Below are 25,283 nucleotides of genomic sequence, written 5' to 3'. Positions count from 1 at the left end.
AGCACCTTCCCACGGGGATCGGCTTGGCGCTGTGGCGAACACTCGGCAAGGATGGAGAGGAACACCCTCGCCGGGAGTGATGCCGTGGCCGAGAAACGCACCCTGGGGGTGGAAGAGGAGTTCCATCTCGTCGATTCCACCACCGGAAAACCGTCCGACTCGGGACCGCAGATGGCCCACGAGCGGTCGGGAGTCACCGGTCCGGGGCAGGTGGACCCGGAACTGCTGTCCTCCCAGGTCGAGCTTTCCACCCCGGTCTGCTCCGATCTCGGAGAGCTGCGCGCGGCGCTGACCCGGCTGCGAAACGACCTCGTCGACACCGCGGACAGGCGCGGGGAACGCCTGGTGGCCAGCGGCACCTACCCCGATTCGTACCGCTCCCTGATCACCCCGAAACAACGTTACGAGGAAATGGTCGCCCGCTTCGGTGTGGTGGCCCGCGAACAGGTGGTGTGCGGCTGTCACATCCACGTGGGGGTGAACGATCCCGACCTCGCCGTGGCCGTGATGAACCGGGCGCGGCCGTGGATGGCGACGTTGCTGGCGCTCTCGGCGAACTCGCCGTTCTGGCGGGGCGAGGACACCAACTACGACAGCTACCGCGCACAGATCTGGTGGCAGTGGCCCAGCTCGGGAATGCCGGGGGTGTGCGGATCCTACGAGGAGTACGTGGAGTCGACGCAGCACCTGGTCGACGTCGGGGTGTTGCAGGACCGCGGGATGCTCTACTGGGACATCCGCCCCTCCGAGCACCTCTCCACCGTGGAGTTCCGGATATGTGACGTGGTTCCGCGGGCGGAGCAGACCGTGATGCTGGCGGGGCTGGCGCGGGCGTTGACCGCCCGCTGCGTGGCCGAGGAACGCGACGGGATCCCCTTGCCGCGGACCACGCCGGAGCTGGAGTGCGCCGCCCGCTGGCGAGCGGCCCGCTCCGGACTTTCCGGCGACCTGGTCGACCCGGTCGCGGCACGGGCGCACCCGGCCGCGAAGCAGGTGCACCGCATGCTGGACTACCTCGATCCGACGCTGCGCGAGCACGGCGACCGCGAAGCGGTGCGTGAGCAGGTCACGCACCTGCTTCACACGGGGACGAACGCGAGCATGCAACGCGCGGCCTTCCAAAGCCGGAACAGCCTGCGCGACGTGCTGGAGGCCGCCACGGTGACGACCACCGAGGGGTGAGCGCCAGCTCCCCGGAGCCCGGCGCTCCGGAGGCGGAGCACCCCGGCCACCACGCGTGGTCCACCGCTTCCCTCAGCACTCATCCCGACCGCGCCCGCCGGGCCACCGCCAGACGGAGCGCCCGCCCAACACGGTGCGCAGAACCCGTGTTCGCAGCAGCTCCTCCGGGTCCTCCGCGGTGCACGGGTTCCGATCGAGCACGACGAAGTCGGCCAGAAAACCCGAACGAAGGCGCCCCCGCTCGGTGTCCGCGTGGCAGGACCACGCGGCATCCGCCGTGGCGTGCTCGATGGCCCGCGCCACGGGCACGGCCAGATGCGGTTGCAGCGCGGGCAGCTCGGGGCTCATGGCGGAACGTCGGGTACTCGCGACGAACATGTTCGGCAACGGCGGGTGCGGCGCGGTGGGCGCGTCGGTGCCGAAGACGAGTCGAGCCCCGTTGCCGGTCATCGCTGGCCAGGCGAATCCGCGTTCGGCACGCACGTCACCGAGCACGGCGGCCCAGTTGCCCCTGATGGCCGGGTCGGAGTGGACCGGTTGCATCGAGGCGACAACCCCGAGTTCGGCCAACCTGGCGACGTCCTCCGGAGCCACGCATTCGAGGTGTTCGATCCTGTGACGCCGCGGACGTGCTCCGTTGACCCGCGCGGCGTGCTCGAAGGCGTCGAGGGCGATCCGTACCGCGGCGTCCCCGATCGCGTGCACGGCTACCTGGAGTCCGGCCGCGTCGGCTGCCGCCACCGCCGGAGCCAGCACTTCGAAGTCCCAGATGGGGTCGGCGTTTCCTCCGTCGGCGTACGGTTCGAGCATGGCGGCGGTACAACCGTCTATGACCCCGTCGACGAGGAACTTCACCCCGACCACGCGCAGTCTGCCCGAACAGTGGGTCTCGGCGAGCTCGGCGGCCCGCTCGATCTGGGAGAAGTGCTCCCGCGGATCATCACTGCGGCGCACGAGCCAATGCCCCGCGATCCGCAGCGGGAGACGGTTCGTTCGCTCGGCCCGGACCATGGCCGCGAGAGCGGGCTCGTCCACGGCCATGTCCACCACGCCGGTGACCCCGGCGGACAGGTACTCCCCAACGGCGGTGTCCAGCGCGCGGTCCCGGTCGGCGTCGGCGGTGACCCCGTCGAGGAAGGGACGCACGAGGTTGTGCAGCGCGGTCTCCTCGAGATGCCCCGTCGGCTCACCGGTCTCCGGATCACGAGCGATCCTGCCCCCGGTCGGATCGGGAGTGTCCCCGGTGATGCCGAGCTCGGCCAGCGCGGAGCTGTTGACCCACACCGAGTGGTTGTCGTTGGCCTCGAGGTAGACGGGACGATCCGGGACCACTTCGTCGAGCATCCACCGGGTGGGTTTGCCGTCGGGAACGGATCCGAACAACCAACCGTGCCCCAGCACGCGTTCCGCCTCGGGGTGCTCACCCACCCAACCGCTCACCCGCCGCCGGATCTCGTGCAGATCCGCCGCGTCGGTGAGCAGCACCCCCATCCGGGTCTCCCCGGTGGCCAGCACGTGGGTGTGCCCGTCCACGAATCCGGGCAGCACCGCACTGCCCTCCAGATCGACTTCGAGCGCCTCCGGACCCGCGTGGGCGCGCGCCTCGGCCTCGGTACCGACGTGCGCGAAGTGCTCGCCCCGAACGACCAGGGCACTCGCCCACGGTTGTTCGGGATCGGCGGTGAACAACTGTCCGTTCCTGTAGAGCACCGGGCGATCCACCATCGTCACTACCTCCTGTTCTTCGCCGGGAACGATCGGGACGAACCGACCGGCCCGATCTTCGGGGAACGAGCTCACCTCGGCGGGCGGACGAGAACTCCGGGGCCCGTGCGGTGAGAGCGATGCGTTCCCCGCGGAACCGTCGTTCCGAACTCGTCGCACGAAGGGCGCCCCCCGCTGTCAACCGCCCTCGCGGGATGCGACGGCCTGTCCGGCCTGTTGCCGCGCCGCACGGCGGGCGATCACGCACAACACGATCAGGACCGCAACGCAGCAGGCGCTCACGAAGCCGCCCAACGCGACGAACCCCAGCCGTTCGGCCAGGACGCGCCCGACCACGGGAGCCAGGGAGGTCCCGAGCATCCAACCGCTCGTCACCATCACGACCCACCTTCCGGCCACGTCCAGGCTCGCCCCCAGGGCGAAGACGTAGATCAGACCGACCGTGTAGGCGACGTTCCAGCACACCAAAGACACCGCGAACCACAGCGGCGAGCCGGTGGTGAACACCACCAGCTGCATCGCCGCGTCCACGAGGAACACCGCGACCAACGCGGGTACCCGCCGCACCCGACTACCGGCCAGGGCCGCGAGCACGATCCCGACGATCGAGGCCACCCGGGCGACGCTCAGCACGACCTCGAAGGTGTTGCCGCCGATGCCGGTCCGCCCGATCCCGATGTCCCCGGACAGCGACAGGAGCACGTCCTGCGTGACTCCCCAGAGAAAGGCACAGCAGGTCAGCACCACCCCGGATGCCCGCAACCCGCTCGAGGCGAGTCCGCCCCGCCGCACCGAAGTCCGCGCGCCGTCGTCCTCAGCCGTCCCCGGGGCGTCCGGCAACCACCACGTCAGCAGGGCACAGCACCCGTTGAAAACCGCCAACGCGCCGAAGACGGGCAGCAGACCGCTGTCGAGGAAGGTGAGCACCCCCAGCAGCACAGCGGCCAGCAGATTCGCTCCCGCCGAGACCACTCCGGCAGCGCGTTCACCGTCGTCGAACGCGGCCACAGCGGCCGAGCCCGCCGCGTTCGTCGCTCCGGCGCAGACAGCTGCCAGCACGGTCGCGATCACGACCGTGACGAAGTTCGGGGCGAACGCGGCGCTGCCGAAACCGACGCACGCGAGTGCCAGACCGCTCCCGGCCAGCCTGTAACGCCGCGGGCGGGCAGCGCGTCCGACGAACAGGGTGGGAGTCACCGCGCTGCACAGCAGCATCGCGGTCACCAGCGTGCTGGCGGCGACGGGCGAGACCCCCAGCTCCTCCCGCAGGGAGGACATGATCACCGGGCTCACGAACGGCACCAGCTGGACGGCAGCCGTGGCGACCAGCGAGACCGTCGTCAGCGAGGCGAAGCGCGCCGTGACCCGTCCTTTCTCGACGGCCGTGAACGACTCGGTGCGCGCGGTCACCGGAACCACTCCCCGAATCGTCGGAGGCGCAGGGACTCGCTGGGCCGGACCGTCGCGGGGGCGCGGGGAGCGCTCCGTCGTTCGGGCGGGAACACGGGATCGCCGAACCGGATCCCGACTCCGCGGGACGAGACGGAACGAGCACCCGGCGATCCGCTTCGGAGAGTTGCGCTGACATCGAGCCGCACCACGAGCCTCCGTTCGCCGCGTGCCGGGCACGCTTCGACTACGAGAACTCCGAGCAGTGTGGTCCAGAGCACTCCAGAGGATAATTGGCCGATCGCACCACGACAGCGACGACAGCGGTACGAACGCACAACGGGCACGGTGGAGGCCGGACGGCGGGGAGGAGGCGGAGAGTCCCGTCGGACGGGTTCCCGACGCGGCGGACAGCACACCACCGCGCGGATCCGTCAGGACCCGAGCATTCCCGGCTCCGAACCCCGACTCGTCCGACCGGGGAAGAGTCCCGTGCCGGTACGGTCCGTCCGGGGTGGAAACGTGCTCTCACTCCTCAAGCACGAGGAGCGGTGTCAGCGTCGGTGCGGGCTCGCGGTTTGCCCACTTTTCGACGCAGAAGTCCGAACATCCCGCAACGGAACGCACGACTCCCGCCCGGAACGGCCGGTTCGTGCGGTCGGCTGCGGCCGAGCGAGACGGTGAGCGCACTCCCGTTGGATCCGCGGAACCGAACGGCACGCCTAACGACCTTCCGCGTCTCCCCCGAGCTCTCGCTCGTAGCAGAGCATCCGCGTGCCGGGACGCCCCGGTTTCTCAAGGTCGGTGTACCCGAGGCTCTCGTAGAACCCGCGTGCCGCGGTGTCGCCGACCGCGGTGCCCAACTCCATCGTGCCCGCCCCGCGCTCACGTGCCAGCTCCAGGGCCGCCTCCAGCACCGCACGACCGAGGCCCAGTCCCCGGGACTCCGGGACCACGTAGAGCTCCTCCAACGTGCACAGCGGTTTCCCGGTGTACAAACCGGCACGGAAGCGCAGCTGAGCGACGCCGGTCCGCGGCGGACCGGTCAGCACGAAAACGCTGAGCCCACAGGTGATGTGCTCACGCGCCCGCTCGGCCAGCACCTCGGCTCCGGGAGTGTACTCGTCGAGCTCACGCCGAGAACGGTCCAGCAGTCCGGCCGTCTCCGCGGCGTCCGTGCTCGAGCAGACACGGCTCTTCACATGGGGAACGGACATACACGAGGACGGTACCCTCCGGCCCGGACGACAACCCGGTGAAGACCGGGGAACCACCGCCGTCCGGTGCCGCGGTGCCCGGTGTCGTGGACAGCGCGGGCTAGATATAGTGCTCCCGAAAGGTCCGGACAACTCGGGAGGCCGAATGCGCAGGCAACATGCCGACGAGCACGGCTCCTCCGTGTTCGTGTCCCGACTCCGCAGACTCTTCGACGAAGTCACCTATGTGGACGACTCGGGGCGTCGTCGTCGATTCTCGAACCTCTACGTCGGCGAGCGGACGGGGCTGTCCCGAAGCTACATCGACGGTCTGCGCAACGGACGCAACACCAACCCCGGACTGAACGTCCTGACCGCGCTGGCCGGTTTTTTCAACGATCACCGGGAGTCGGACACCGCGCCGGTCACCGTGAGCTTCCTGGCGGGAGACGACAGCGAGACCCACGGGACCGGCGACGAAACACTACGCGAAAGGCTCATCGACCAGGACGTTCGCGCGATCGCGCTGCGCGCGGGGGACGCCAGCCCCCTGACACGGCGTCAGATCCTGGCGATGCTCGACGTTCTGGAGGACAACGCCCCGACACGGGGTCAGCCCGACTCCACGACCTGACCCCTGCGCAGCGCAGTGGACAGCTCGGCCAACCACCTGATGTCGGCGTCCATCCCACCGCCGAGTCCGTTCCGGGGCGCGGGGGTGGTTATCGTCCCTCCCACGGGTTCACTGCCGTCCGCACCGGCTTCGGCACGAGCTCGCAGCGCCTCGCGCAGTCGTGCGGCGTACCGCTCGGTGGTGGCCGTTCCCTCCGCGTCCTCCCGCTCCTCCGCGGGATAGTACGGAGCGAGCATCACCAGACCGTCCCTGATCTCGCAGGCCCGTCGATACCTGCGGGCGTGGATGCTCCACGGGCGCACCGCTCCGATCGTCCGACGCAGCGTGAGCGCGGGGAAGGCCCGGTTCATCTCGAGCCACAGCGGACGCAGCGCACGGTGTTGCCTCCAGTGCCGCCACCACACGGGCGTGGCGGCGGCCATTCCCGCCACGATGGGATAAGCGAGTCCGAAGGCCACCCCCGGGATCCCGAAGAGGATCACGACCACGTACGCCAGCTGCGCGGCCGTCATGGCCGGGGCCTCCGGCGGCAGCACGAGCCCCATCAGCGTCATGGCCACCGACAGCAGGTTCGCCAGCAGAGCGCCCACCAGCCCGACCACCAGGACGGACAGTCCGATCCGCAGGTGCCTGCGCCGTGCTCGGCGAGCACGGCGCACTCCGTATCGAAGCGCGTGGAAGACGCTGTACAGCGTGGCCAGCGCGGCCAGCGCCTGGAACACCGTCGCGTACCCGAACCCCTCGTAGGAGGCGGCACGCGGATCGGCGCGAACGGCAGCGGGGGCCAGTGCCCACGTGAGCACGGCGAACGCGAGCAGCCCACCCACGATCGCGCGGTGGCGGAACATCTCCCCGGCCGCTTGCCGGTGCTGTTTCGTGCTGTAGACGAAGAACGCGAGCACGAGGTAGAAGGCCGCGGTCATTCCGAGGTTGCGCACGAGACTGGGAATACCCGGGTACAAGCCGTCGAGCCACGCCTCCACGGGATGCCGCCCGACGGTGAAGGCGATGGCCGCCGTCGCGAGACCACTCGCGACCGTGCGCAGCAACCGGTCGTCGGGTGCCCGCAGGAGCTGGACCCCCTTGAGCGCGGTGCCGGCCCATAACAGCAGGGTGAAGGTGAAAAGCACTAACGCCATCCCTGGTGGTGAGTCAAACTCCGGCTGATCCGCCGTTCCGCCGGGTCGTCTGCCGGCGCGGGATCCGCCGTGAGCACGGAACCCCATTCCTGGATGATCGTGGCACAGAGTTCCGCTTCGCGTTCGTATCGGTCGTCGTAACAGGTGCGCCGTCGCCGGCTCACACCGCCCTCGTCTCCTTCCTCCCAGTCCAGTTCGGTGGGAGGATCGTTACGGATCACCTCCGTGTTCGTGTCCAGCACCCCCGCATCGCTCGGATGCTCCCCGAGGAGGTGGCCGAGCTCGTGCAGAATGATGTGGTCCTGGTGCCAGCGCACACTTTCCCGCTGGTAGAAGATGGCGTCGCGGTCCCGCAGCCGGAACCAGAGCCCGAACGGGCCGGGAACCTTGATCGGGTACTCGTAGAGCTCGATGGGGCGTCCGCGCTGCTCCCCCAGCCTACGGCAGAGATCGCCGACGTCGAGCGGAACAGGAACGTCCAGATCGCGCAACAGAGCTCGGCATCTCCGCCGGAGCAACCATTCCCGCGGTCCTCCGATTCGTGGGAACATAACACCTCCGCGCGAAAGTCTAATGGCGTGATCATTCCGCGCAAGAACATCGTCCGGCGGACCGTTCCGACGGTATCGTGCCGTTGTGCAGCAAGTATTGAGCGCTCATCAGCTGTTGGCCGGACCGCGTGGACAGCGGTTCTCCCCCGGTGCCCTGCTGATCGACGACGACAGGATCACCGCGGTCGGAACAGTCGCCGAGATCGAGGAACGGGCCTCTCCCGACGCCCGCCGTCTGGACTATCCGCGGGGGACGGTATTTCCCGGTTTGGTCAATTGCCACGTGCATCTCGGATTCGACTCCGGCGAGGACCCCGTCACCGCGCTACGTGAATCCGCCGACGACGAACTGGTCGCGGCCATGGGGCAACGGGCGCGCCTGCACCTCGCTGCCGGAGTGACCACCATACGCGACCTGGGAGACCGGGACGGGCTGATCACCGAGCTCCGCCGCTCCGTCGAGCGCGGCGAGGCCTCCGGCCCGCGGATCCGGGCAGCCTGCGCTCCCCTGACCCCGCCCGGAGGGCACTGTTCCTTCCTCGGCGGCGAGGTCTCCGGCCCCGAACGGATCCGGGCCCGTATTCACGACAACGCGCGCCGCGGCGCCGACGTGATCAAGGTGATGGGCAACGGGGGACAGACGACTCCCGACGGACCACGAATGACCGACTCCCAGTTCGCACCGCACGAGTTCGCCCTGATCGTGGACGAGGCACACGCCCTGGGGCTCCCGGTCGCGGTGCACGCCTACACTTCCGAGGTCATCGCCGCGACGGTCGAGGCCGGGGTCGACACCGTGGAACACTGCACCTTCATGGCCCCCGACGGCGCGGTCGACCTGCGTGACTCCGTGGCCGAGACCATGGCCGCGCGCGACATCGCCGCGTCCCCGGCGCTGCCCTCCGAGTGGCGAACCATGTGGGACGCGCTCGGTCCCGAGCGCTCCCGGCGCATCGCCGAGCGGCTGCGGTGGTTGAGGGGCCACGGAGTCCCGTTGTTGTTCGGCAGCGATGCGGGGGTGCCGGTCTCCCGGCACGGGGATCCGGTCAGCACGCTGGAACTCTACGAGCACATCGGCGTTCCGCCCGAGGAGATCCTGGAACTGGCCACGACGACCAGTGCCCGGTACCTCGGGCTCTCCGCCGAAACCGGCGCGCTGCGGCCGGGGCTGGCCGCGGACGTGGTCGTCGTCGACGGCGATCCGCTGCTCGACCTCCAGAAGTTGCGCGATCCCGCGCTGGTGCTCAGCGCGGGGCGTGCGTTCCCGGACGGGCACACGAGTCACCCGTGACCCGAATGCGGGAGCGACTACAGGTTGTACAGCCTACTATGCTGATCATAGTATGACTTCGGCCTAGTATGATGACTTCAAAACACCGGTGACTTCAAAACACCTGGGAGCGCGAACCGACCATGCCGCACGGAAGGACGCACACCCCGCGCCGAGGAAGCGGGGAATCGAGCCGGGCGGTCAGCACCGCGAGGTGTTCGTCCCGCCCGGAACCACGTGGCCGCGGGCAGTTCGAGGCCCCGTTTCCTCCCGCCCGTACCGTCTCGGCACTCACGCCGGCAACGCGTTCCGGGAGGGCGACGTGAGAAACGTCCTCCCGGCCGCGGCGACGGCGGCGGTGCTCGGTTGCTGGCTCGTGGACCGCGTCCGGAGCGAACGCGCGCTGGTCCGTGAACGCAGAAGTCACCGCATCGCGCTCGCGGACCAGCGGGAACGCCACCGGCGCGAACTCGGCGAAGTCGAACAACGTCACCGCTCCGACATCGCCGAAGCGCTGACCGACCCCGTCACCGGACTCCCCACCCGGCGCGCGTGGGAACCGACGGTCTCCGCGCGGCTGCACGCGCCGTGCGAAATCGCTCTGCTCGACCTCGACGGCTTCAAGCGGATCAACGACACCCACGGGCACGCGGTCGGCGACCAGTTGCTGAACCTCGTCGCCAAACGACTGCGGCGAGCGCTGGGCCCCGACGCCGCACTGGGCAGAGTGGGCGGTGACGAGATCGTGATGGCAGTCCGCCCCGGCGTCGACTGGGAACGAGTGACCGCGGCGGTCACGACGGAGGCAGGGATCGCCGGTGCGGCCGCGGTGCGCGTAGGAGTTTCGATCGGGGTGTACCGCACCGACGGGAAGAACGGTCCGGGGTTGACACACGCCCTGCGCTCGGCGGACACAGCCATGTACCGGGCCAAACGACTCGGCGGGGGCTGGCAGCCCGCCGTCGAGCCGCGCTCCGAGATGGCCTCGCTCCCCCGAGTCGCCTGACTGAGGCCTTCTCGTCGTGCCGGCGACCGGTGCGGTGTTTCGGTGCCCCAGCCCCGCAGCGACCGCACGAGCGGCACCCGACCGACTACGCAAAAGTTCCGCTGTGAGTTCTTACCGGTCCGGGCCTCCCGTTCGTTCTGACCACCACAGCGCGGCCGCGGGTCACCGCTGCCGCGAGCCCGCCAGCACCGGCCTGTTGTCGGTGCCCTGGCCACGGCGGGAAACGCTGCTCTCGAACTCCACCTCCACCGAATCCTCCCCGAACCCGAGGGTCACGGTGTCGGCGTGCGGGGTTTCGACGAACCGCCAGACCATGCGCAGCGTGTCGGCTGACGGCCAAGCGGCGGATGCGGCGACGCGGGTCTCCGGAGGAGCCCGGTAGAGCTTCGCGACCGTCGAACCGGGCAGCAGCACCGAGGAGGCGGACAGGGTGCTCGTCGACTCGATCCAACGCCCCAGTCCACACACGACGGAGTGACTGCCCCGCGCGTCCACGATCTCCACCGTGCACCGGTCCCGGGTGATGTCGAGCGTGATCCTTTCGAGGCCGAGCTCGTTCGCGGCGAACACGTAGCTGCCGCAGTACTGCCCGCACGAGCGCGGTGAGGTGTCTCCCCTCGCCACCGGCAGCCGAAGCGCTGCGAGCTTCCTGTCCAACCGCCGCACCGGAACCGAGGGCGCGGCGCCCATGGCCGGAAGCAGGGTCCGCCAGGCCAGATCGAGCACCGTCCCGTGGCGCTCCGCCGTGGTCGCGAGCACGGCGTCCTGGTCCGGCATGACGATCGAGCACTGGTCCAGAGCTCCGTGGCCCCGAAAGGTGTTGTGCCTGCCGCGCCAGAACAAGTAGCCGTACCCCGCGGACTCGTCCGGGCCCCTCGCGGGAGTGTCGATCCGCTTGCCCGTGGCCTGCTCGGCCCAGAACCGCGGTACGACCTGTTCGCCGTTCCACACTCCCCGACGCAGGTACGTCTGACCGAACTTGGCGATGTCGCCCGTCCGCAGAGCCAGGCCGCTGCTGCCGACGCTGACTCCGTCCGGGAACTCCTCCCAGTAGCCGACGCGGATGCCGAGCGGGGCGAACAGCCTCGGTTCGAGGTAGTTCCGGGCGCTCCGCCCGACAGCCCGGTGCAACATCGCCGCGGCCAGGATCGCGGCACCGTTGCTGTAGGTGAAGTGCGTTCCGGGAGCGTGCTCGACCGGCACGCTCAGCAGGGCACGCACCCACTCCGTGCTCGGTTCCGAACGGGGCAGTCGCGTCTCCGCCATGGGATCCGCGGCGTGCCCGGCCGTCATGGTCAGCAGGTGTCTCAGCCGCATCGCGGCGAGATTCGCCGACACCCGCGCGGGAAGCAGGTCGTGCAACGCGTCGACGATCCGGTCCTCGAGCCGGATCCTGCCCTCGTCCACGGCGAACCCGACGGCAGTTCCCAGCACGCTCTTCGTCAACGAGTAGGTGAGCTGCTCGGCGTCGGGGGTGTAGGGCTCCCACCAGCCTTCCGCGGCGACCCTGCCGTGACGTAGCAGCACGAAACCGTGTCCGGCGAACCCCGCTCTCTCGAGCCCCTCCGCGAAATCCAGAATCCCACCGGGATCCACGCCCAGCTCTTCCGGGCTCCCGCGCACCAGACCGTCGTGCGAACGTGGTCGCGCCTCCGCCGCGGAAGCAGTACTCCCGCCCATCGTCATCCCCGCGATCCCGGTGCCGAGCCGGCCCAGGAACCCACGGCGCGTCAACGCACTCATCCCCTCGTCAGAACCTCCAGCAAAAGGCTTCGTCCGGCTCGGGTGCTTTCAGCCCACGCAGAGCACGCACCCCGGCGCGCGAGTCGGACGCACGGCGGGGCGGCAGGGCACGTGGCCACAGGCCGCTGCTCGAGGAGCACTCCAACGCTGTCGAGGCACCGACTCCCGTGACGGCCGACCGGCCAACCACGCAAAGCTCCGTTACGAGTTATTGGTACTCCAGCAGCCGGTGCGCCGGCCACCGGACACTCCGAGCGGACCCCGAGTCGCGGGGGCGAACACGCGCCGAACAACCGGAACCGCCCCGCCGAGTGATTTCCCGTCGCTGGGCGGGGTGAAGCTCCGTCCGGATAATGGAGCGCCGCACGATCACTATATTAATTTAAAGCTCGCCGCGCACCTGCCGCGACCGGTCGTGCGGCCACGAGAAGACACCGACGACGGGAGAAGGAGAGCTGTGAGCACTTCGGACGAGAACGGACCGGAACCCCCGCACGACGCGGACGGCACCGCACGCAGGGATTTCCTCAAGAAAGCGGCCACGGGGGCCGCGGCCGCAGCTGGCGGGCTCGCCTTCGTCGGTGGACAGGCCTCAGCGGCACAACCGCCCACGCCCCCGTCGGTGGGTGCCGAGATCCCGTGCAGCTGCCTGGCGCCGGGAGTGCCGCTGACCATCCAGGCGGCCACCGTCCAGATCGACTTCAGCGGCCAGATCAAGGTGCGCGTGGAGTCGGCGAACCCGCTCAACCCCTGGAGCCTGAAGCTCAAGGTCATCGGGCACGAGGTCACCGGCACTGACAACGGCGACTCCGGGGAGGAGGCGAAAAGCGCTCAACGCGAGGGGCTCGGCCGGGTCCACATCAAGCAGAGCGACGCGGAGGTCACCCCGGAGAGCCTGCTGGAGATGACCCAGCAGTCCCCGCCGAAGTTCGAACAGACCATGTTCCTGAACTTCACGATGACCATCGAGAACCCGCCCCAGCAGTTGATGGAGCGGTCTCTCGGCGTGTCGCTGACCAAGAGGCCGGAACCCCTCGTGCTGACCACCAAGAATCCCGGCAAGCTCGTCGGACATCTCAACAACTTCCCGCCCCAGGGCGAGGTCTACCAGTTGCAGAACCCCATCGAGCTGGTGGTTCCGAACCACGACGAAACGATCGCCACGATCGACAGGTTCCCCGTCCAGGTCGGCGGCCTCGACGACTCCTGACGGTTCCGCGAGCACTCCGGTTCGTGCGTTGCACGGGCCGGAGTGTCCCCGCCTGCGCGGAGGTCACGAGCCCGGGCTCAGCCCCAGAACGGTGGAACACCGCAGCACGGCCTCCGGAGCCCCGGACAACGACAGCTTGCCCGCTTCGACCGCCTCCAGCGGAGTGCAGCCTCCGGAACCGATACGCACGAACGTCGCCGCGTCGGTCGTGGCGACCAGAGCGGGGTCCGCACAGGCCCCGCGGGCCGCTTCCGTCACGCCGTGATCGACCCGCAGGTGGAACACCTCGTCGTCCACCCGGAACTCGTACTCCTCCCGAACGCTCGGACACCGCGTGGCATCGGCCATCGCCTCGACCGCGAGAAACCCCCAGTGCGGACGGACCACCGAGTCGTCGGGCACCTCGTCCAACAGGGCCATTCCCCAACGCGCCAGCCCCTTGACCGGTTCCCGCAGCGACTCCCCCATGCCGGTCAGCTCGTAGACGTACCCCCGGTCGGTGCTCTCCTCGTGCGACAGGACCCCGAGCGCACAGAGCTTCTTCAACCGCTCGGAGAGCAGGTTGGTTCCGATCCCCGGAAGGTCGGCGAGCAACTCCTTGTACCGGCGGGGCCCCAGCATGCACTCCCGCACGATCAGCAGAGTCCACCGCTCGCCCACCGCGTCCAGCGCCGCGGCCAACCCGCAGTACTGGCGGTAGTTGCGCTCACGTCGCTTCGGGGAAGCTCGGGTCACAACGACTCCTTACCCGCACCGCGACGAAGCCACTCAGGAGGCCCCCACTCTACCGTGCCGCGGCCGTCGCGCACCCATGACGATCCCGGCCACCACCGAACCACTGCCCACCAAAAGCGACACCACGAAGAACCCCGCGGGAGCCCCGACCAGGGTGGCCAGGGCCAACGGCCCCACCAGCCCCCCGAGCTTGCTCGCCCCGGCGATCCGGCCGAGCCCGCGCCCCCGGATGCTGCTCGCGTAGTGGATCGACGACATCGGCACCACGCTGGCCACCATCGCGTTGCTGAACAGCACCGTCGCGGTCAACGACACCGTGAGCGCCCAGCCCTGCTGGCCCGTCAGGATCACCAGACCGAACAGCACCAACGCGATCCCGCCTCCGAGGGCGAGCACACGCGCACAGTACTGCGGCGCGCTGTGCCGCAACGCCAGGGCCAGTACCACGGCCACCGGCAGGGCCACCCAGGACTGCCCGGCCAGCAAACCCTCCCAGGCCCCACCGGCGGCCCCGGAGGAGCGCAGCACGGTGGGGACCCAGGTCAACACCCCCAGCGCCATCAATCCGGCCATGAAACCGTAGAAGGTGTGCAGTCTGTGCTGCCGGTGACCGGCCAACGAGGACAGCGCCGTGTCCGGGGCGCCGCGTACGGCGGTGTCGCACGTGCCGGGGACCAGCGGAAGCACGAGCAGCAGCAATCCGCCGGTGAACGCTCCGACGAGCCAGAGTGAGCGCCAGCCGTGGTCGGGGGCGAGCAGCGCGGCGGACTGGCTGGCCAGCAGGTATCCGCCCGCTGTGGCGATCCCGGCGATGAGTGAGCCCACGGCCGGCACCTGGGATGGCCGCACCAGGGCGGTGAGCGCGCTGAAGACCACCGGCATCAACCCGCCCACGGCCAGCCCCATGAGCCAGCACATCACCAGGTTCCCCTCGAAGGTCGGCATGGATCCGCATATCGAGGTGGAGATGAAGCCGAGCGTGGACAGCAGCAGTGTGCGCCGCACACCGAGCCGATCCACCAGCGACCCCCACAGCAACGAACCGAGCACGGTTCCGGCCAGTCCGGCCACGGGCAGCATCCCCGCGTACTGGTTGCTCAGGCCGTACTCCTCCCGCATACCGGGCAGCACGAAACCGAGCGTGGCCGTTTTGGACACGTCGACCACCAGAGCCGAGGTCAGCACGACCAGCGCGACGACGGCCGCGGGCCGCGAGGGCGCGGGCGGACGGGGAGCGGAAGGCGCGCCGGGAAGCAGCAGCCCCGCCAGCGCGACCACCACGCCCACGGTAATGAGCACCATGTCCCTGTGGTGTCCCTGGTGCGGCCACACCTCGGTACCGACCCCACCGGTGAAGAACACGACGGCGTGACGCACGGAGACCGCCACGACCACCACGGTGCCCAACGTCGTGGCAACCGCCGTGAAGACACGCCGCCCGCGTCCACCGGTGTGGTGGCGTGGCGGGAGCACGGTCTCCGTTCGCATCACACGACCTTCTCGTAGGGCTCAAGCGCCGCGCGGAGCTCCTCCGGCACGGGCACCGTCCGCTGGTTCCCGGCGGACCGGCTCGTGCACCCGATGGTCTGCGTTCCGCGCGCCACCAGCTCGGCCGAACCGGCGAGGCGGTAGTAGTCGAACCCCATCGACACGGTGGTCTCGTCCATCCCCTCCAGAGTCATCCGCAGTTCCACGGTGTCGGCGGCGTAGAGCTCGCTGAAGAAGTCGCAGTGGCAGGAGAGCGTGACCATGGCCAGATCCGCGCGCAACGCGCGCAGCACACCGGGCGCGTGGTCGACGAGGAAGTGCTCCCGGCACTGCCCCTGCCAGCGCAGGTAGTTCACGAAGTACACGTTGCCGACGAGGTTGGTTTCCTCCAGAGTCACCAAATGGCGATAGTCGTAGCTGCGCGAGTTCCACATCACTGGTCCTCCGTCAGGATCGCTACGGCCACAGGGTCCGGGACGTCGAGCACGGGAACAACCACCGAAGTGATGACGAGCGGCCCGGCACGGAAGAGCACCACCCCGCCCTCGTAGACCCCGTCGAACTCCAGCGGAAAGGTTCGGTCCCGGCCCGCTTCGCCCAGGGTTCGCCGAACCGTGCGCACACGTGCCGCCAGCGAACCGAACGGCTCCGGACACGGCCGCCCCAGTCGCGCGGCCAAGGTCCGGTCCTCCTCGGGAAGCCCCGGCATCCCCTCGTCCGCGCCGACCGGTTCGGCGGCACATCCGACCCGCTCGGTTCCGGCCACCTCGAACACGAGCCCCGCGGCGCTGTCCCGGGACCGCGCGGAGTCCCGCGGAACCGCGTGCTCGGCCCTCCGGACGGAAACGCGAAGCCGCGGGTCCTTGCCCAGGGTCGTGCCCGTACGTTCCAGGTAGACGGCCAACAGGGACTCCGGCCACGGCCGGTCCCCGGACAACGGTCCGACGTCCCGCAGCGTCAGCCCGTACCAGGCGAGCACGAGCACGCCGTCGGGGTCGCGCACCACCACGTCCCAGAGGTAGCGCCCTCCCTCGGCACGACGTTCGGAACCGTGCACCCACAGCTCGGAGCTGTCGCTCGGCGCGACCACCAGACGCTCACAGCTGACCGGCAACAACCGGCGGTGGGGAACGCAGGCCTGCAACGCGTGCACGGTGGCGTCGTTGACCGCGGGCGAGCCCAGCAGCGGTTCCACGTCGAACCAGTCCGGCAGGTCCTTGGCCAACACCCGGGCCCGGCACCGGCGCGCCCCCTCGGGAACGAGCTCCCGCACACGCCGGAACTGTCCGCTGTGGAAGTAGAGGGACCCGTAGAGCTGCTCGGGTCCGAGCGGATCCGTTTCCCACCCGCCGGGTGGATGCGCACTCCGCGGGGCTTCTCCCCGGCAGGGCTCGCCCGTCGTCAGCGGGAAGGAAGCACGCGCGTGCTCCACCCGGAAGTCGGTCTCCGCGCTACGCAGCACGGCTTCGACGGCCCCGGCTCGTCGCAGCACGCACACCCTGATGTCCCGGGATCCCGTCTCGGGAAGGACCACCGGCCGGTCCAGCCGGAGATCGACGACCTCCCGCAACGTCCGCCCCGCCAGCTGGGAGGCCGCCTGTGTCATCGCCTCGACGAGCACCACCCCCGGCAACACCGCCGTACCGTCGAGGCGGTGTTCGGCCCCGTACGGGTCGCTGCTCAGGTCGAGGCTCGCCTCGGTGATCAGTTCGACTCCGGGACAGTGCAGTCGAATCCGCTCCAGGAACCTTCCCAGGGCCGTCCCCGCCGTGTGCTGCCCGGTTCCGGACAACGTGCCCAGACGTCCGTGCACGGCCACCGAGGACGGTGTCCGTTCGTCAGCCAGCAAACGCAGGAAGGTCTCCGTTCCCTCGGCCAGCGGGATCGCCGTGACCCCGGCGCGGGTGAGCGCGTCGAGCGCTCCCAGCCGCTCCCCCATGCCCGCACCGGACCACACCGACCAGTCCACATTGAGCACCCGGCAGCCGGGCAGCGCTCCCGCCAACCGCTGCGCCTCGGCACGCAGGGCCGCATTGGCCAGCGCGTAATGGCTTTCGCCCCGCAGGCCCCAGGTGGAGATCACCGAACCGAAGGTCACCAGCACGCGCAGCTTCCGCGAGTCCACCTCGTCCAGCAGGTGACGCAGCCCGGTGACCTTGGGAGCCACGTGATCGTGGACCTCTGCCGCGTCGAGCTGTGCGAAACGGACCGGTTCGTTGCCTCCGGAGGCGTGCAGCACACCGTCGATGCCACCGAGACGGTCCCGCAGACGTCGCACCGCGCGACGCACCTGCGCGGCATCGGTCACGTCGGCGGACTCGTAGTCGACCGCGAGGCCCTCCTCACGGAGCAACCGCAGGTTCTCGGCGAGTCGTTCGTCGTCCTCGGGAGCGGAACGCCCGAGCAGGGCGAGCCGTACCCCGCTCGCCCGCGCGAGGGCGGCGGCGCACTCGTGTCCGATCCCCTTTCCACCCCCGCTGACCAGCAGAACATCCGCGTCCCCCAGTGGAAGGTCCCCGGCCCGATCCAGCTCCAGCGGAGCTTCGACCGGCTCGGCGAAACCCTGCTCGGTGAGCACGTACTCGCACCAGCGCCCCGGTTCGGCGCGGACGTGTCGCCGAGCCGAGCGGAGTCCCTCCACCGTCGTCGGCACACGCAGCACGGTGATCCCGAGTTCGGTGTGCTCGTGGTGCAGACCGCGCAGGAAACCGGTCAGCTCCGCACCGTGGGTGACCGCGACGAGTCCGCCCGCCTCGACCCCGGCCCTGCCCGCCCGGAGCGCGGCCTCGACGTTCTCGGGAGAAGTCGGCTCGGGCGCGTACAGCACGGGAGTGTCCTGTCCGGACAGCAGGTCCGCGGCGACCGCGCTCAGACCGCGGCCGCCGGGGACGTGCGCCCGCCACCGCCCCGGCTCGGCCACCGGGAGCTCCGCGGGCCGACACGGGTGGTGTTGTTCGGTGAAACACCGCACCCACGGTTCCACCCCGGTGGGCACGGCCTCGTCCACGGTCTCCTCGACCTCCGGAAGGGCCTCGACCGTCTCCACCAGCTCCGCGATCGTGGCGTGTGCCGGACTCAACGGTTCCTCGGGGCGCTTCCTGCCGAGGGAGTCGGCGATCTCCGCCACGAGCTGGATCACCCGCAACGAGGTCAGGTGCAGATCCGCGAGCAGCCGGGTGTCCGACTCCATCGTCTCGGGACCGAGGTCCGTGGCCTCGGCGAGCACGTGCCGCGTCACCGCCGCGGCATCGCGGCTTCCCGCCTCCGGCTCCGACAACCGCTGTGGCGCCGGTGCGGAGCCGTCCCGCGGTGGCCCCTCCCCGTCGTTCTCGGGGCGAGGTCGGTCCCGCCCCGGGATGTCCGGGGCCGACGAGCAGGGGTTGGACACGAACACCGGATCGCGCCACAGGTCAAAGGGGCGCGCGGCACGCCCCTCGAAGACCGGTGCCAGGTCGGGCACGGCCCGGGCCGCGAACAGGGCCGCCGCCGTCTCGGCCAACGGCCGGTCCCGATCGCTGCCCGCGTCCACACTCGCCACCGGGATCGAGGTGCTGTCGGGCAGCAACGCGCTCAGGGTGTGACCGGGCCCCGTCTCGCAGAACAGATCGACCTCGTCGCGGACTCCCGCCACGGCACCGCGGAAACGTACCGGCTCGGTGAGCTGCCGGGCCAGCAGTTCGGCGACGTCGTCGTCCCCCGTGAGCACCTCGCCGGACACTGTGGACAGCACCCGACGCCGTGGAGGGGCGATCTTCGCCGCGTACGGCAGTGGAGCGAAACCGCGCGCGCTCTCGCTCATGGCCGTGGAGTGGAAGGCGTGCGAGACCCGCAGCATCCTGGCGGCGAGCCCGCGGGCCGCCGCGTGCTCGGCCACCGCGCGCACCTCCCCCAGCGGGCCCGCCAGAACGTGGGAACGGGGACCGTTGAACGCGGCCACGACCAGTCCGGTCCCGGTGCACAGCTCCCGTGCCTGTTCCTCGTCGGCACCGATGCTGATCATTCCCGTGCCCGGAGCACCGTCCCGGTGCATCACACGGCCGCGTTCCCGCACCAGTCCGACCGCCTCCTCCTCGGACAGACATCCGGCCCACACCAGGGAGGCGAATTCGCCGAGACTGTGCCCCACCGCCGCGACCGGGCGCACACCGAGCTCGTCCAGCCAGCGCAGCGCGTTCATCGAAGCGCGGTGAATGCGCTGCTGGGCTCCGGCCGTTCCCGGTTCCCGTTCACCGGAACGCGGCTGCGAGCACACCCCCGGCCAGTGTTCGGCCAGCGCACCACCCCCGTACGGAGCGGGAGCCCCCTGACCGGGAAACAGCAGACCGACCCGTCCCGCCACCCCGGCACCGACATACGCGCCGTCGCCGCCCCGCAGGCGGGGCTCGGAGGCGGCATCGTCGAGCAGCGCGCAGGCACTGTCCGCCCGTTTGCCCAGCTCCTCGGCCGTGGCAGCCACCAGGCCCGCCCGCACCGGCCCCTGGAACTCACGGCCGAACCGGCAGGCCAGATCGCGCAGTTCGGCCTCGGACAGCCTCGGGGCCAGCACGGAGATCCGCCGCAGGATCGCGCGCAGTCCCGGCGCGTCCTCGGCTCCCACCGCGACCACTTCGGCCTCCGGGGGCGGAGGGCGCCGCACCACCGGGGAAACGGCGCTTCCCGGGCTCTCCCCGCGCACCACGAGATGCGTGTTGATGCCGCCGAAACCCAGGGCGCTCACCCCGGCGACACGCGGCCCCCGCGGCCACGGCTCGGGCTGGTCCGGAGCACGCAGCACCCCACTCGCCTCCCGCAGGCGGCGGTGCGGGACCTCGCAACCGGTGATCGGGGGCAGCACTCCGGTCTCCACACTGCGCACCGCCTTGATCAGCGAAGCGACACCGGCGGCGGCCTTGGTGTGGCCGATGTTGGCCTTGATCGAGCCGAGCGCGGCGGCCGTGGGAGCCGACTCCCGCAGTCGCGCCAACGCGTCCAGTTCGACCTCGTCCCCGACCGCCGTGCCGGTGCCGTGCCCCTCGTGCAGCAGCACCTCGCCCGGGTCCGTTCCTGCCGCGGCATAGGCGCGCCGCAGCGCCGACAGCTGACCGCGCAGCTCCGGGCGAGTGATGCCACCGTGTCCGTCGGAGGAGACTCCCCACCCGGAGATCTCGGCCCGCACCGGCAGCCCGGCCCGGCGGGCGTCGGTCGCCCGCATCAACGTCACCATGCCGCAGCCCTCGCCCGGCCAGAACCCGCCGGAGTTCTCGTCGTAGACACGCATCCGGTCCGCGGCCAGGGCCCCCGCCTTGGCGAAACCGACCAGTTCGAACGGGTCCAGGCTCAGGTCCACACCCCCGGCCAGGGCGACGTCGGCACTGCCATCGCTCAACTGCCGGCACGCGTCGATCAGCGCCAGCAGCGAGGAGGAACACGCGCCGTCGACCGTGTACCCGCCTCCACCGAAGTCGAAGTGGTTGCAGATCCTGCCCGCGATCGTATTGGACAGCCCTCCGGCCAGGGTTTCGTCGTCGGACTCCGGGAACGGGCTCCGATAGAGCTCGGCGGCACGATCCAGCGCCACCCGCTGCTGCTCCGGGGGCACGCCCGCCTCGTCCAGCGCCGCGCTCAGCACCCGGCGGGTGTAGGGCCAGCGCAACCGCAGGGACCGTGCCCGGGTCACTTCGCCGGTGAGGGTGTTTCCCACCACCACGGCCACCCGCTGCCGGTCGATTCCGCCGCCTGCCGACAGCCCGGCGTCGTCGAGGGCCCGGGCCGCCGTTTCCAGTGCCAACCAGTGGGCGGGATCGGCGGCCCGGTACACCGACCGCGGAACGCGGAATCCCGACCGGTCGAACTCCCAACCGTCCAGCACGGCGGCGCGGGCGCTGTAGGTGCGGTCCACCGCAGCGGGGTCCGGGTCGAAGTAGTCGTCCACATCGAGTCTCTCCCGGGGCAGCGCGCGAAACGCGCGCCGCCGGTCGAGCACGTTCTCCCACAACTGCCCCGGATCGTCCGCGTCCGGATACCGGCAGGCCATTCCGACCAGAGCGACCGGTTCGACGATTGCTGAACCCGACTCGTTCACCGCGCGTTCCCCTCCGAAACAGTCGATGCCACCGGAACCGGGTCGGAAGTGACGAGCTCACGCCGAACGGCCGGACGCGCACGCCGCCGACCGAGCACGTCACCGACGACCAGGCACGCGGCACGCAGCACACAAGTGATCACCAGTGCGAAAAAGAGCCCGAAAACGATGTGCAGCTGCACCAGAACCCCGTAGACGGCCGCCGTGGAGGCCCCGAACACGAGCTGTCCGCGGCGTGCGGACGGCGTCGTCCCCGGATCGGTGATCATGTAGTTGGTGAACAGCAGGAACGCCACCCCGGTGACCGGGAGCAGCGCGCTGATCAGCGACACCTCGGTGAGCGCTCCCCGGATCACGGCCTGCGCCAGGAAACCGGCCACCCATCCCAGGATCAACGGCATCTTGCCGGTCAGCTTGGCGTTGAGCATCGTCCCCGCCGCCAACAGCAGCAGCGGCACCGCCGCGTCCAGCCATCCCGAGAACCACTCGGTGAACTGGTAGGGCGGGGCGATGCCCACCCACGGGAACATCAGCAGCACGACCACGATGCCCGCGTTGCTCGGGTTCAGGACGTGCCGTGAACGTCCCCCGACCGGTAGGCGCACGATGTACTTGCTGGCCACGGCGACAACGGCCGCGAACACGATCGGGAGGGCCCGTCCGTTCCCGTACAGCAGCATCGCGCACGCCAGACCGGCGATGTAGGCGGGCAGCAGAAAGTCGAGGGCCTGTCCCGGAGGGGACCGGTAACGAGGACGGCGCCCTCCGGTCAAGGCCTCCACCGACTCCAGCAGCAGCTCGGTGCCCACTGCCGCCAGCACGGCCACCACCGGAGTGCGGTAGGCCTGTTCGAACCCGAGCACCGTGTGCCCGAGCACGGTCAACGCCGTGATCGAGAGCCCGAAGCGGCGCAGGGCCGCGCTTCTGGGGTCGAACTGCTGCCGCTCCGGAGCCCGCGACCTCATCGTTCCTCCTCGGACGAGCCGTCGGCCCCCAGGACGATCTCGTGCCAGCCCGGCGACACCCGCACCGTCGTGGAGTGGCGCCGCCCGCACGAGTCCCTCCAGGAGAGCTCGACGGGGAGTTCCTCGGCCGTGCGCTCACCGAGCCCGAACAGCATCTCCGGCGCGTCGGTTCCGCCGTGGCCGTTGGCGGGGTAGAGCTGCCGGGACCGCTGCGTCCCGTCGGGGAGGCGCACCCGCGCCCGAGCCCCGATGGCCGGGCGGTCCGCTCCCGAGCCGTCCGGTCCGCACCGCGAGGTTCCCGGCTGCCTGAGCCGGAGCCCGAGGAACTCGCCCCGCTCGGACTCGTTGCGGTACAACGTGGAGCGATCCCACTGGTTGGCCACCGCGAAGTCCTGGCGTCCGTCCGAGTCCACATCGCCCACGGCCAGACTGCGACTGACGGCTTCGGTGCCCACCCCCACGTCCCCGGCCACGTCGACGTAACGGCCGCCGGGCTCCCTGGTGAAGAACGTGTTGGCATCGTTCCCGGACAGATCGTCGCCGGGGGTGAAATTCGGCCACAGCGCGGGATGGGACAGGATCAGGTCGTTGGACATGGCCGCTTCCTGCAGCTGGGCCCACCGGTCGGTCCTTCCCGCGACGAAGCCGGTGGCGTGCAGGACCTCGGCCGTGCCGTCGGCGTCGAAGTCGCCCGTGTCGACGTCCCAGCTCCACCCCGTCCGGGCCAGCCCGAGCCGTTCGCTGCGGTCGTCGTAGGGCGCGTGACCGTCGTGCAGCCCCTCGTCCCCTCCCTCACCGGTACTGAGATAGGCGAAGTTGCTCTCGTGCAGGGCGTAGGGTTCGGTGATGTTGCTGACCAGCACGTCCGAGGTTTCGTCGCGGTTGAGGTCCCGGAAGGCCACTCCCATGCCCTTGAAGGAGTCGTTTCCGACCACACGGGACTTGGGCGTGTTCACGTGCCGGGTCCCGGTCGCCTCACCGAATCGGACACGTCCCGGCACGGACTCGTTGACCAGCATGTGGTCGGGCCCGAAGTCGTTGGCCACGTACAGATCGGCCCGCCCGTCCCGGTCCAGGTCCTGGGTCCCCAGCGCCAGGGTCCACTGCCGTGCCCGGCGGGAGGAGAACGCCTCCGGGTCCTCCTCGAAACGCACGTCGGGGCGGTCTCCGGCCTCGGCCCCCGCGAAGCGGAACAGGTGGTTGCGCCCGCCGTTGTGCGCGTTGGACAGCGAGGAGTTCATCACCAGGTCGTCGTGGCCCGCCGCCGGATCCAGCACCCGGGACCCGTCGGGGAAGTAGTTCCCGACGACCAGATCCAGATGGCCGTCCCCGTCGTAGTCGCCGACCGTGGCCGTGTTGGTGTTCCACACCCGGGAGGGGGTGACGAGCTCGCGCGCCCGGAAGGCTCCCTCCGCGGGAGAGCTGCCCGGCTCGCGCAGGAAGATCACCGGGGACCTGCCCCAGTAGTACACCAGCACGTCCTGCCGACCGTCCTCGTTGTAGTCGGCGGGCACGCATCCCATCGGCGCGGCGGGGGCCGGCGGCGGTGTGTCCGGTTCCAGGGCGAACGGTCGGTACCGCTCCCCCGTTCCCGGAGCCGGGCGGATGCTCACGGTGTCGGTACGCGGATCGACCAGGCAGAGATCACGCGCTTCGGCCTCCCCGTCGAGGGAGAACATGCCGACGTCGGCGCCCACGGAGGATATCCAGGACCGAATGTCCCGGTAGGCCGGAGCCACGGTCCGCAGGTCACGGGAGCCCGGACCGTCCGCGGCGTTGATCGGCTGCGCGGTGAACCGGAACGGAGCGGCCAGCCGGGCGTGCTCCTCGGACGAGGCCGCGGGCAGTCGAGCCGCGTCCCACACCAGCACGCAGCACAGCAGAGCCGTGATCGCGGCCAGATGCCTGCGCAGGAAAAGTATCATCGGAGAGCTTTCTCCTCGTCGGAACGGGGAGCACCACGTGACTCGCTCCGCTTGGCTCGGTGGTGCCGGCTCCAGAGCGCACGGATCTCCGCACGCCACCGCTCGTAGTGCTGAACGCTGTGTGGCTCGTCCCCCAGAGCGGCCAGGGCCAGCTCCGCCCACCCGGCGGCCTCGGCCGCGGAGACACCGGTGAGAGCGGTGGCGGCCTGTTCGGTGTGTTCGACACCGATGCCGCAGGCCCACCGTGCCGCGCAGGCGAAAACGCTGCCCTGCGCCAGATCCGCCGCGTACCTGCCCGCGGACCCGGCCAGGCGTTCGAGTTCCGCGCTGCCCGCTCCGCCCGCGTAAGTCGCGGCCAGCCCGACTCCGCTCCACAGGTCGGCGCGCCGGTGGACCGGGAAGTGCGCGACGCGCCGGGCGACACCGTCCGGGTCGGCGCACTCGTGAAACCACAAGGCCCGTCCGAGCCCCTGGTCCCGGACCGCTCTGTGCCCGGCGGACAGACCGCGTTCGAGGCGGCACGCGCCGATGACCGCATCGGAGCGGAAGAACCCCTGGTGGAAGCCGAAACCGTCCCAGCCGAGCCAGCGCAGCAGCGGATCGCCGACCGGAAGCCCCCACCAGGGACGCAACCGCAGCCGCGCGTGCGCCCACCCCATCCCCGTGTGCACCAGGTGGGGATAGGAGTTTCCGACCCCTTCCAGCAGTGCGGCGCTACGCCGCCCCCGGGACAACGTCACCAGGTCGAGAAGCGCGCATCCCATGCCCGCGCCCTCGTAGGCGAAACCGCGCCATTGGGGTTCGAACCGCTCGATGCTGTCGACGGTCGCTTCGACTCCCGGGTTCTCGACGACCGCGTTCACACCCTCCAGGAATGCCCGTGCGGAGTCCTCCAGGCGTTGCCGTGCCTGTCCGGTGCCGAGACGGAATCGGCGCAGCCCGAAGTCGACCTGCCCGTGACTCTGCCGCAGCAACGACTTCGCCAAAGTGTTCTTCGGGGCGGTTCCGCCACCCGTTGTGCGCAAGTTTCCTCCTGAGTGTGCCGGAAGTGCTTCGTGGAACGC

Annotated in this window: 18 protein-coding genes; 5 read left to right on the top strand and 13 right to left on the bottom strand. The window is 70.3% G+C overall.

Annotation, left to right across the window (positions count from 1 at the left end; all coding sequences use genetic code 11):
- Positions 1–51: 51 nt before the first annotated feature.
- Entirely contained in the window at positions 52–1,182 is a 1,131-nt protein-coding gene (locus FHR84_RS04855; RefSeq protein WP_218861968.1) for a carboxylate-amine ligase, read from the top strand.
- Positions 1,183–1,254: 72 nt separating this feature from the next.
- Here FHR84_RS04855 and FHR84_RS04850 read toward each other — a convergent pair whose 3' ends face one another.
- From FHR84_RS04850 to FHR84_RS04840, 3 genes are all read right to left on the bottom strand, one after another.
- Complete coding sequence (locus FHR84_RS04850) at positions 1,255–2,907, bottom strand: amidohydrolase (RefSeq protein ID WP_179534423.1); 1,653 nt, start codon at positions 2,905–2,907, stop codon at positions 1,255–1,257.
- Positions 2,908–3,084: 177 nt separating this feature from the next.
- Positions 3,085–4,317 (bottom strand): MFS transporter, encoded by a 1,233-nt coding sequence (locus tag FHR84_RS04845; protein ID WP_179534176.1) that lies wholly within the window; start codon positions 4,315–4,317, stop codon positions 3,085–3,087.
- 701 nt (positions 4,318–5,018) lie between these two features.
- Positions 5,019–5,513, bottom strand: a complete 495-nt coding sequence (locus tag FHR84_RS04840; protein ID WP_179534175.1) for a GNAT family N-acetyltransferase — start codon at positions 5,511–5,513, stop codon at positions 5,019–5,021.
- A 145-nt stretch (positions 5,514–5,658) separates the two neighbouring features.
- Between FHR84_RS04840 and FHR84_RS04835 the strand changes: the two genes are divergently transcribed.
- On the top strand, positions 5,659–6,126 hold the full coding sequence (locus FHR84_RS04835; protein WP_179534174.1) for a helix-turn-helix domain-containing protein: 468 nt from the start codon (positions 5,659–5,661) through the stop codon (positions 6,124–6,126).
- Here the strand turns inward: FHR84_RS04835 and FHR84_RS04830 are convergent.
- Together FHR84_RS04830 and FHR84_RS04825 are read right to left on the bottom strand one after the other, a co-directional pair.
- Positions 6,105–7,265 carry an MAB_1171c family putative transporter gene (locus tag FHR84_RS04830; RefSeq protein WP_218861963.1) on the bottom strand — a complete coding sequence of 387 codons (1,161 nt, stop codon included), beginning with the start codon at positions 7,263–7,265 and terminating at the stop codon, positions 6,105–6,107. The two genes, FHR84_RS04835 and FHR84_RS04830, sit on opposite strands and share 22 nt — an antisense overlap.
- Positions 7,256–7,816 carry a hypothetical protein gene (locus tag FHR84_RS04825; protein ID WP_179534173.1) on the bottom strand — a complete coding sequence of 187 codons (561 nt, stop codon included), beginning with the start codon at positions 7,814–7,816 and terminating at the stop codon, positions 7,256–7,258. Before FHR84_RS04825 ends, FHR84_RS04830 begins: the two co-directional genes overlap by 10 nt.
- Before the next feature lie 85 nt (positions 7,817–7,901).
- Here FHR84_RS04825 and FHR84_RS04820 point away from each other — a divergent pair, with 85 nt between their 5' ends.
- Together FHR84_RS04820 and FHR84_RS04815 are read left to right on the top strand one after the other, a co-directional pair.
- Positions 7,902–9,107: an amidohydrolase family protein gene (locus FHR84_RS04820; protein WP_179534172.1), complete on the top strand. Its 1,206-nt coding sequence runs from the start codon at positions 7,902–7,904 to the stop codon at positions 9,105–9,107.
- A 301-nt stretch (positions 9,108–9,408) separates the two neighbouring features.
- The gene (locus FHR84_RS04815; protein WP_179534171.1) at positions 9,409–10,092 is read left to right on the top strand and encodes a diguanylate cyclase domain-containing protein; all 684 of its coding nucleotides are present in this window, start codon (positions 9,409–9,411) and stop codon (positions 10,090–10,092) included.
- A 162-nt stretch (positions 10,093–10,254) separates the two neighbouring features.
- Here FHR84_RS04815 and FHR84_RS04810 read toward each other — a convergent pair whose 3' ends face one another.
- A complete protein-coding gene (locus FHR84_RS04810) occupies positions 10,255–11,835 on the bottom strand; it encodes a serine hydrolase domain-containing protein (protein ID WP_179534170.1) in 1,581 nt (526 codons plus the stop codon).
- Between the two features lie 457 nt (positions 11,836–12,292).
- Between FHR84_RS04810 and FHR84_RS04805 the strand changes: the two genes are divergently transcribed.
- On the top strand, positions 12,293–13,045 hold the full coding sequence (locus tag FHR84_RS04805; RefSeq protein ID WP_179534169.1) for a twin-arginine translocation signal domain-containing protein: 753 nt from the start codon (positions 12,293–12,295) through the stop codon (positions 13,043–13,045).
- Positions 13,046–13,108: 63 nt separating this feature from the next.
- Here FHR84_RS04805 and FHR84_RS04800 read toward each other — a convergent pair whose 3' ends face one another.
- From FHR84_RS04800 to FHR84_RS04770, 7 genes are read right to left on the bottom strand one after another with little or no spacing between them, the layout of a single operon-like run.
- Complete coding sequence (locus FHR84_RS04800) at positions 13,109–13,780, bottom strand: winged helix-turn-helix transcriptional regulator (protein ID WP_343075149.1); 672 nt, start codon at positions 13,778–13,780, stop codon at positions 13,109–13,111.
- Between the two features lie 33 nt (positions 13,781–13,813).
- Positions 13,814–15,268 (bottom strand): MFS transporter, encoded by a 1,455-nt coding sequence (locus FHR84_RS04795; RefSeq protein WP_179534168.1) that lies wholly within the window; start codon positions 15,266–15,268, stop codon positions 13,814–13,816.
- On the bottom strand, positions 15,268–15,666 hold the full coding sequence (locus FHR84_RS04790; protein ID WP_179534167.1) for a thioesterase family protein: 399 nt from the start codon (positions 15,664–15,666) through the stop codon (positions 15,268–15,270). Before FHR84_RS04790 ends, FHR84_RS04795 begins: the two co-directional genes overlap by 1 nt.
- 35 nt (positions 15,667–15,701) lie before the next feature.
- A complete protein-coding gene (locus FHR84_RS04785; RefSeq protein ID WP_179534166.1) occupies positions 15,702–21,329 on the bottom strand; it encodes a type I polyketide synthase in 5,628 nt (1,875 codons plus the stop codon).
- Positions 21,326–22,294: an RnfABCDGE type electron transport complex subunit D gene (locus FHR84_RS04780; protein WP_179534165.1), complete on the bottom strand. Its 969-nt coding sequence runs from the start codon at positions 22,292–22,294 to the stop codon at positions 21,326–21,328. The genes FHR84_RS04785 and FHR84_RS04780 overlap by 4 nt, the downstream gene beginning before the upstream one ends.
- Positions 22,291–24,219 carry an FG-GAP repeat domain-containing protein gene (locus tag FHR84_RS04775; RefSeq protein WP_179534164.1) on the bottom strand — a complete coding sequence of 643 codons (1,929 nt, stop codon included), beginning with the start codon at positions 24,217–24,219 and terminating at the stop codon, positions 22,291–22,293. Before FHR84_RS04775 ends, FHR84_RS04780 begins: the two co-directional genes overlap by 4 nt.
- On the bottom strand, positions 24,216–25,244 hold the full coding sequence (locus FHR84_RS04770; RefSeq protein WP_179534163.1) for a DUF1702 family protein: 1,029 nt from the start codon (positions 25,242–25,244) through the stop codon (positions 24,216–24,218). The genes FHR84_RS04775 and FHR84_RS04770 overlap by 4 nt, the downstream gene beginning before the upstream one ends.
- Positions 25,245–25,283 lie beyond the last annotated feature (39 nt).

The organism is Actinopolyspora biskrensis, assembly GCF_013408175.1.
Taxonomy (GTDB): Bacteria; Actinomycetota; Actinomycetes; order Mycobacteriales; family Pseudonocardiaceae; genus Actinopolyspora; species Actinopolyspora biskrensis.
Note: the sequence above shows the minus strand (reverse complement) of the source record. Positions and strands in the feature narration are given on the sequence as shown.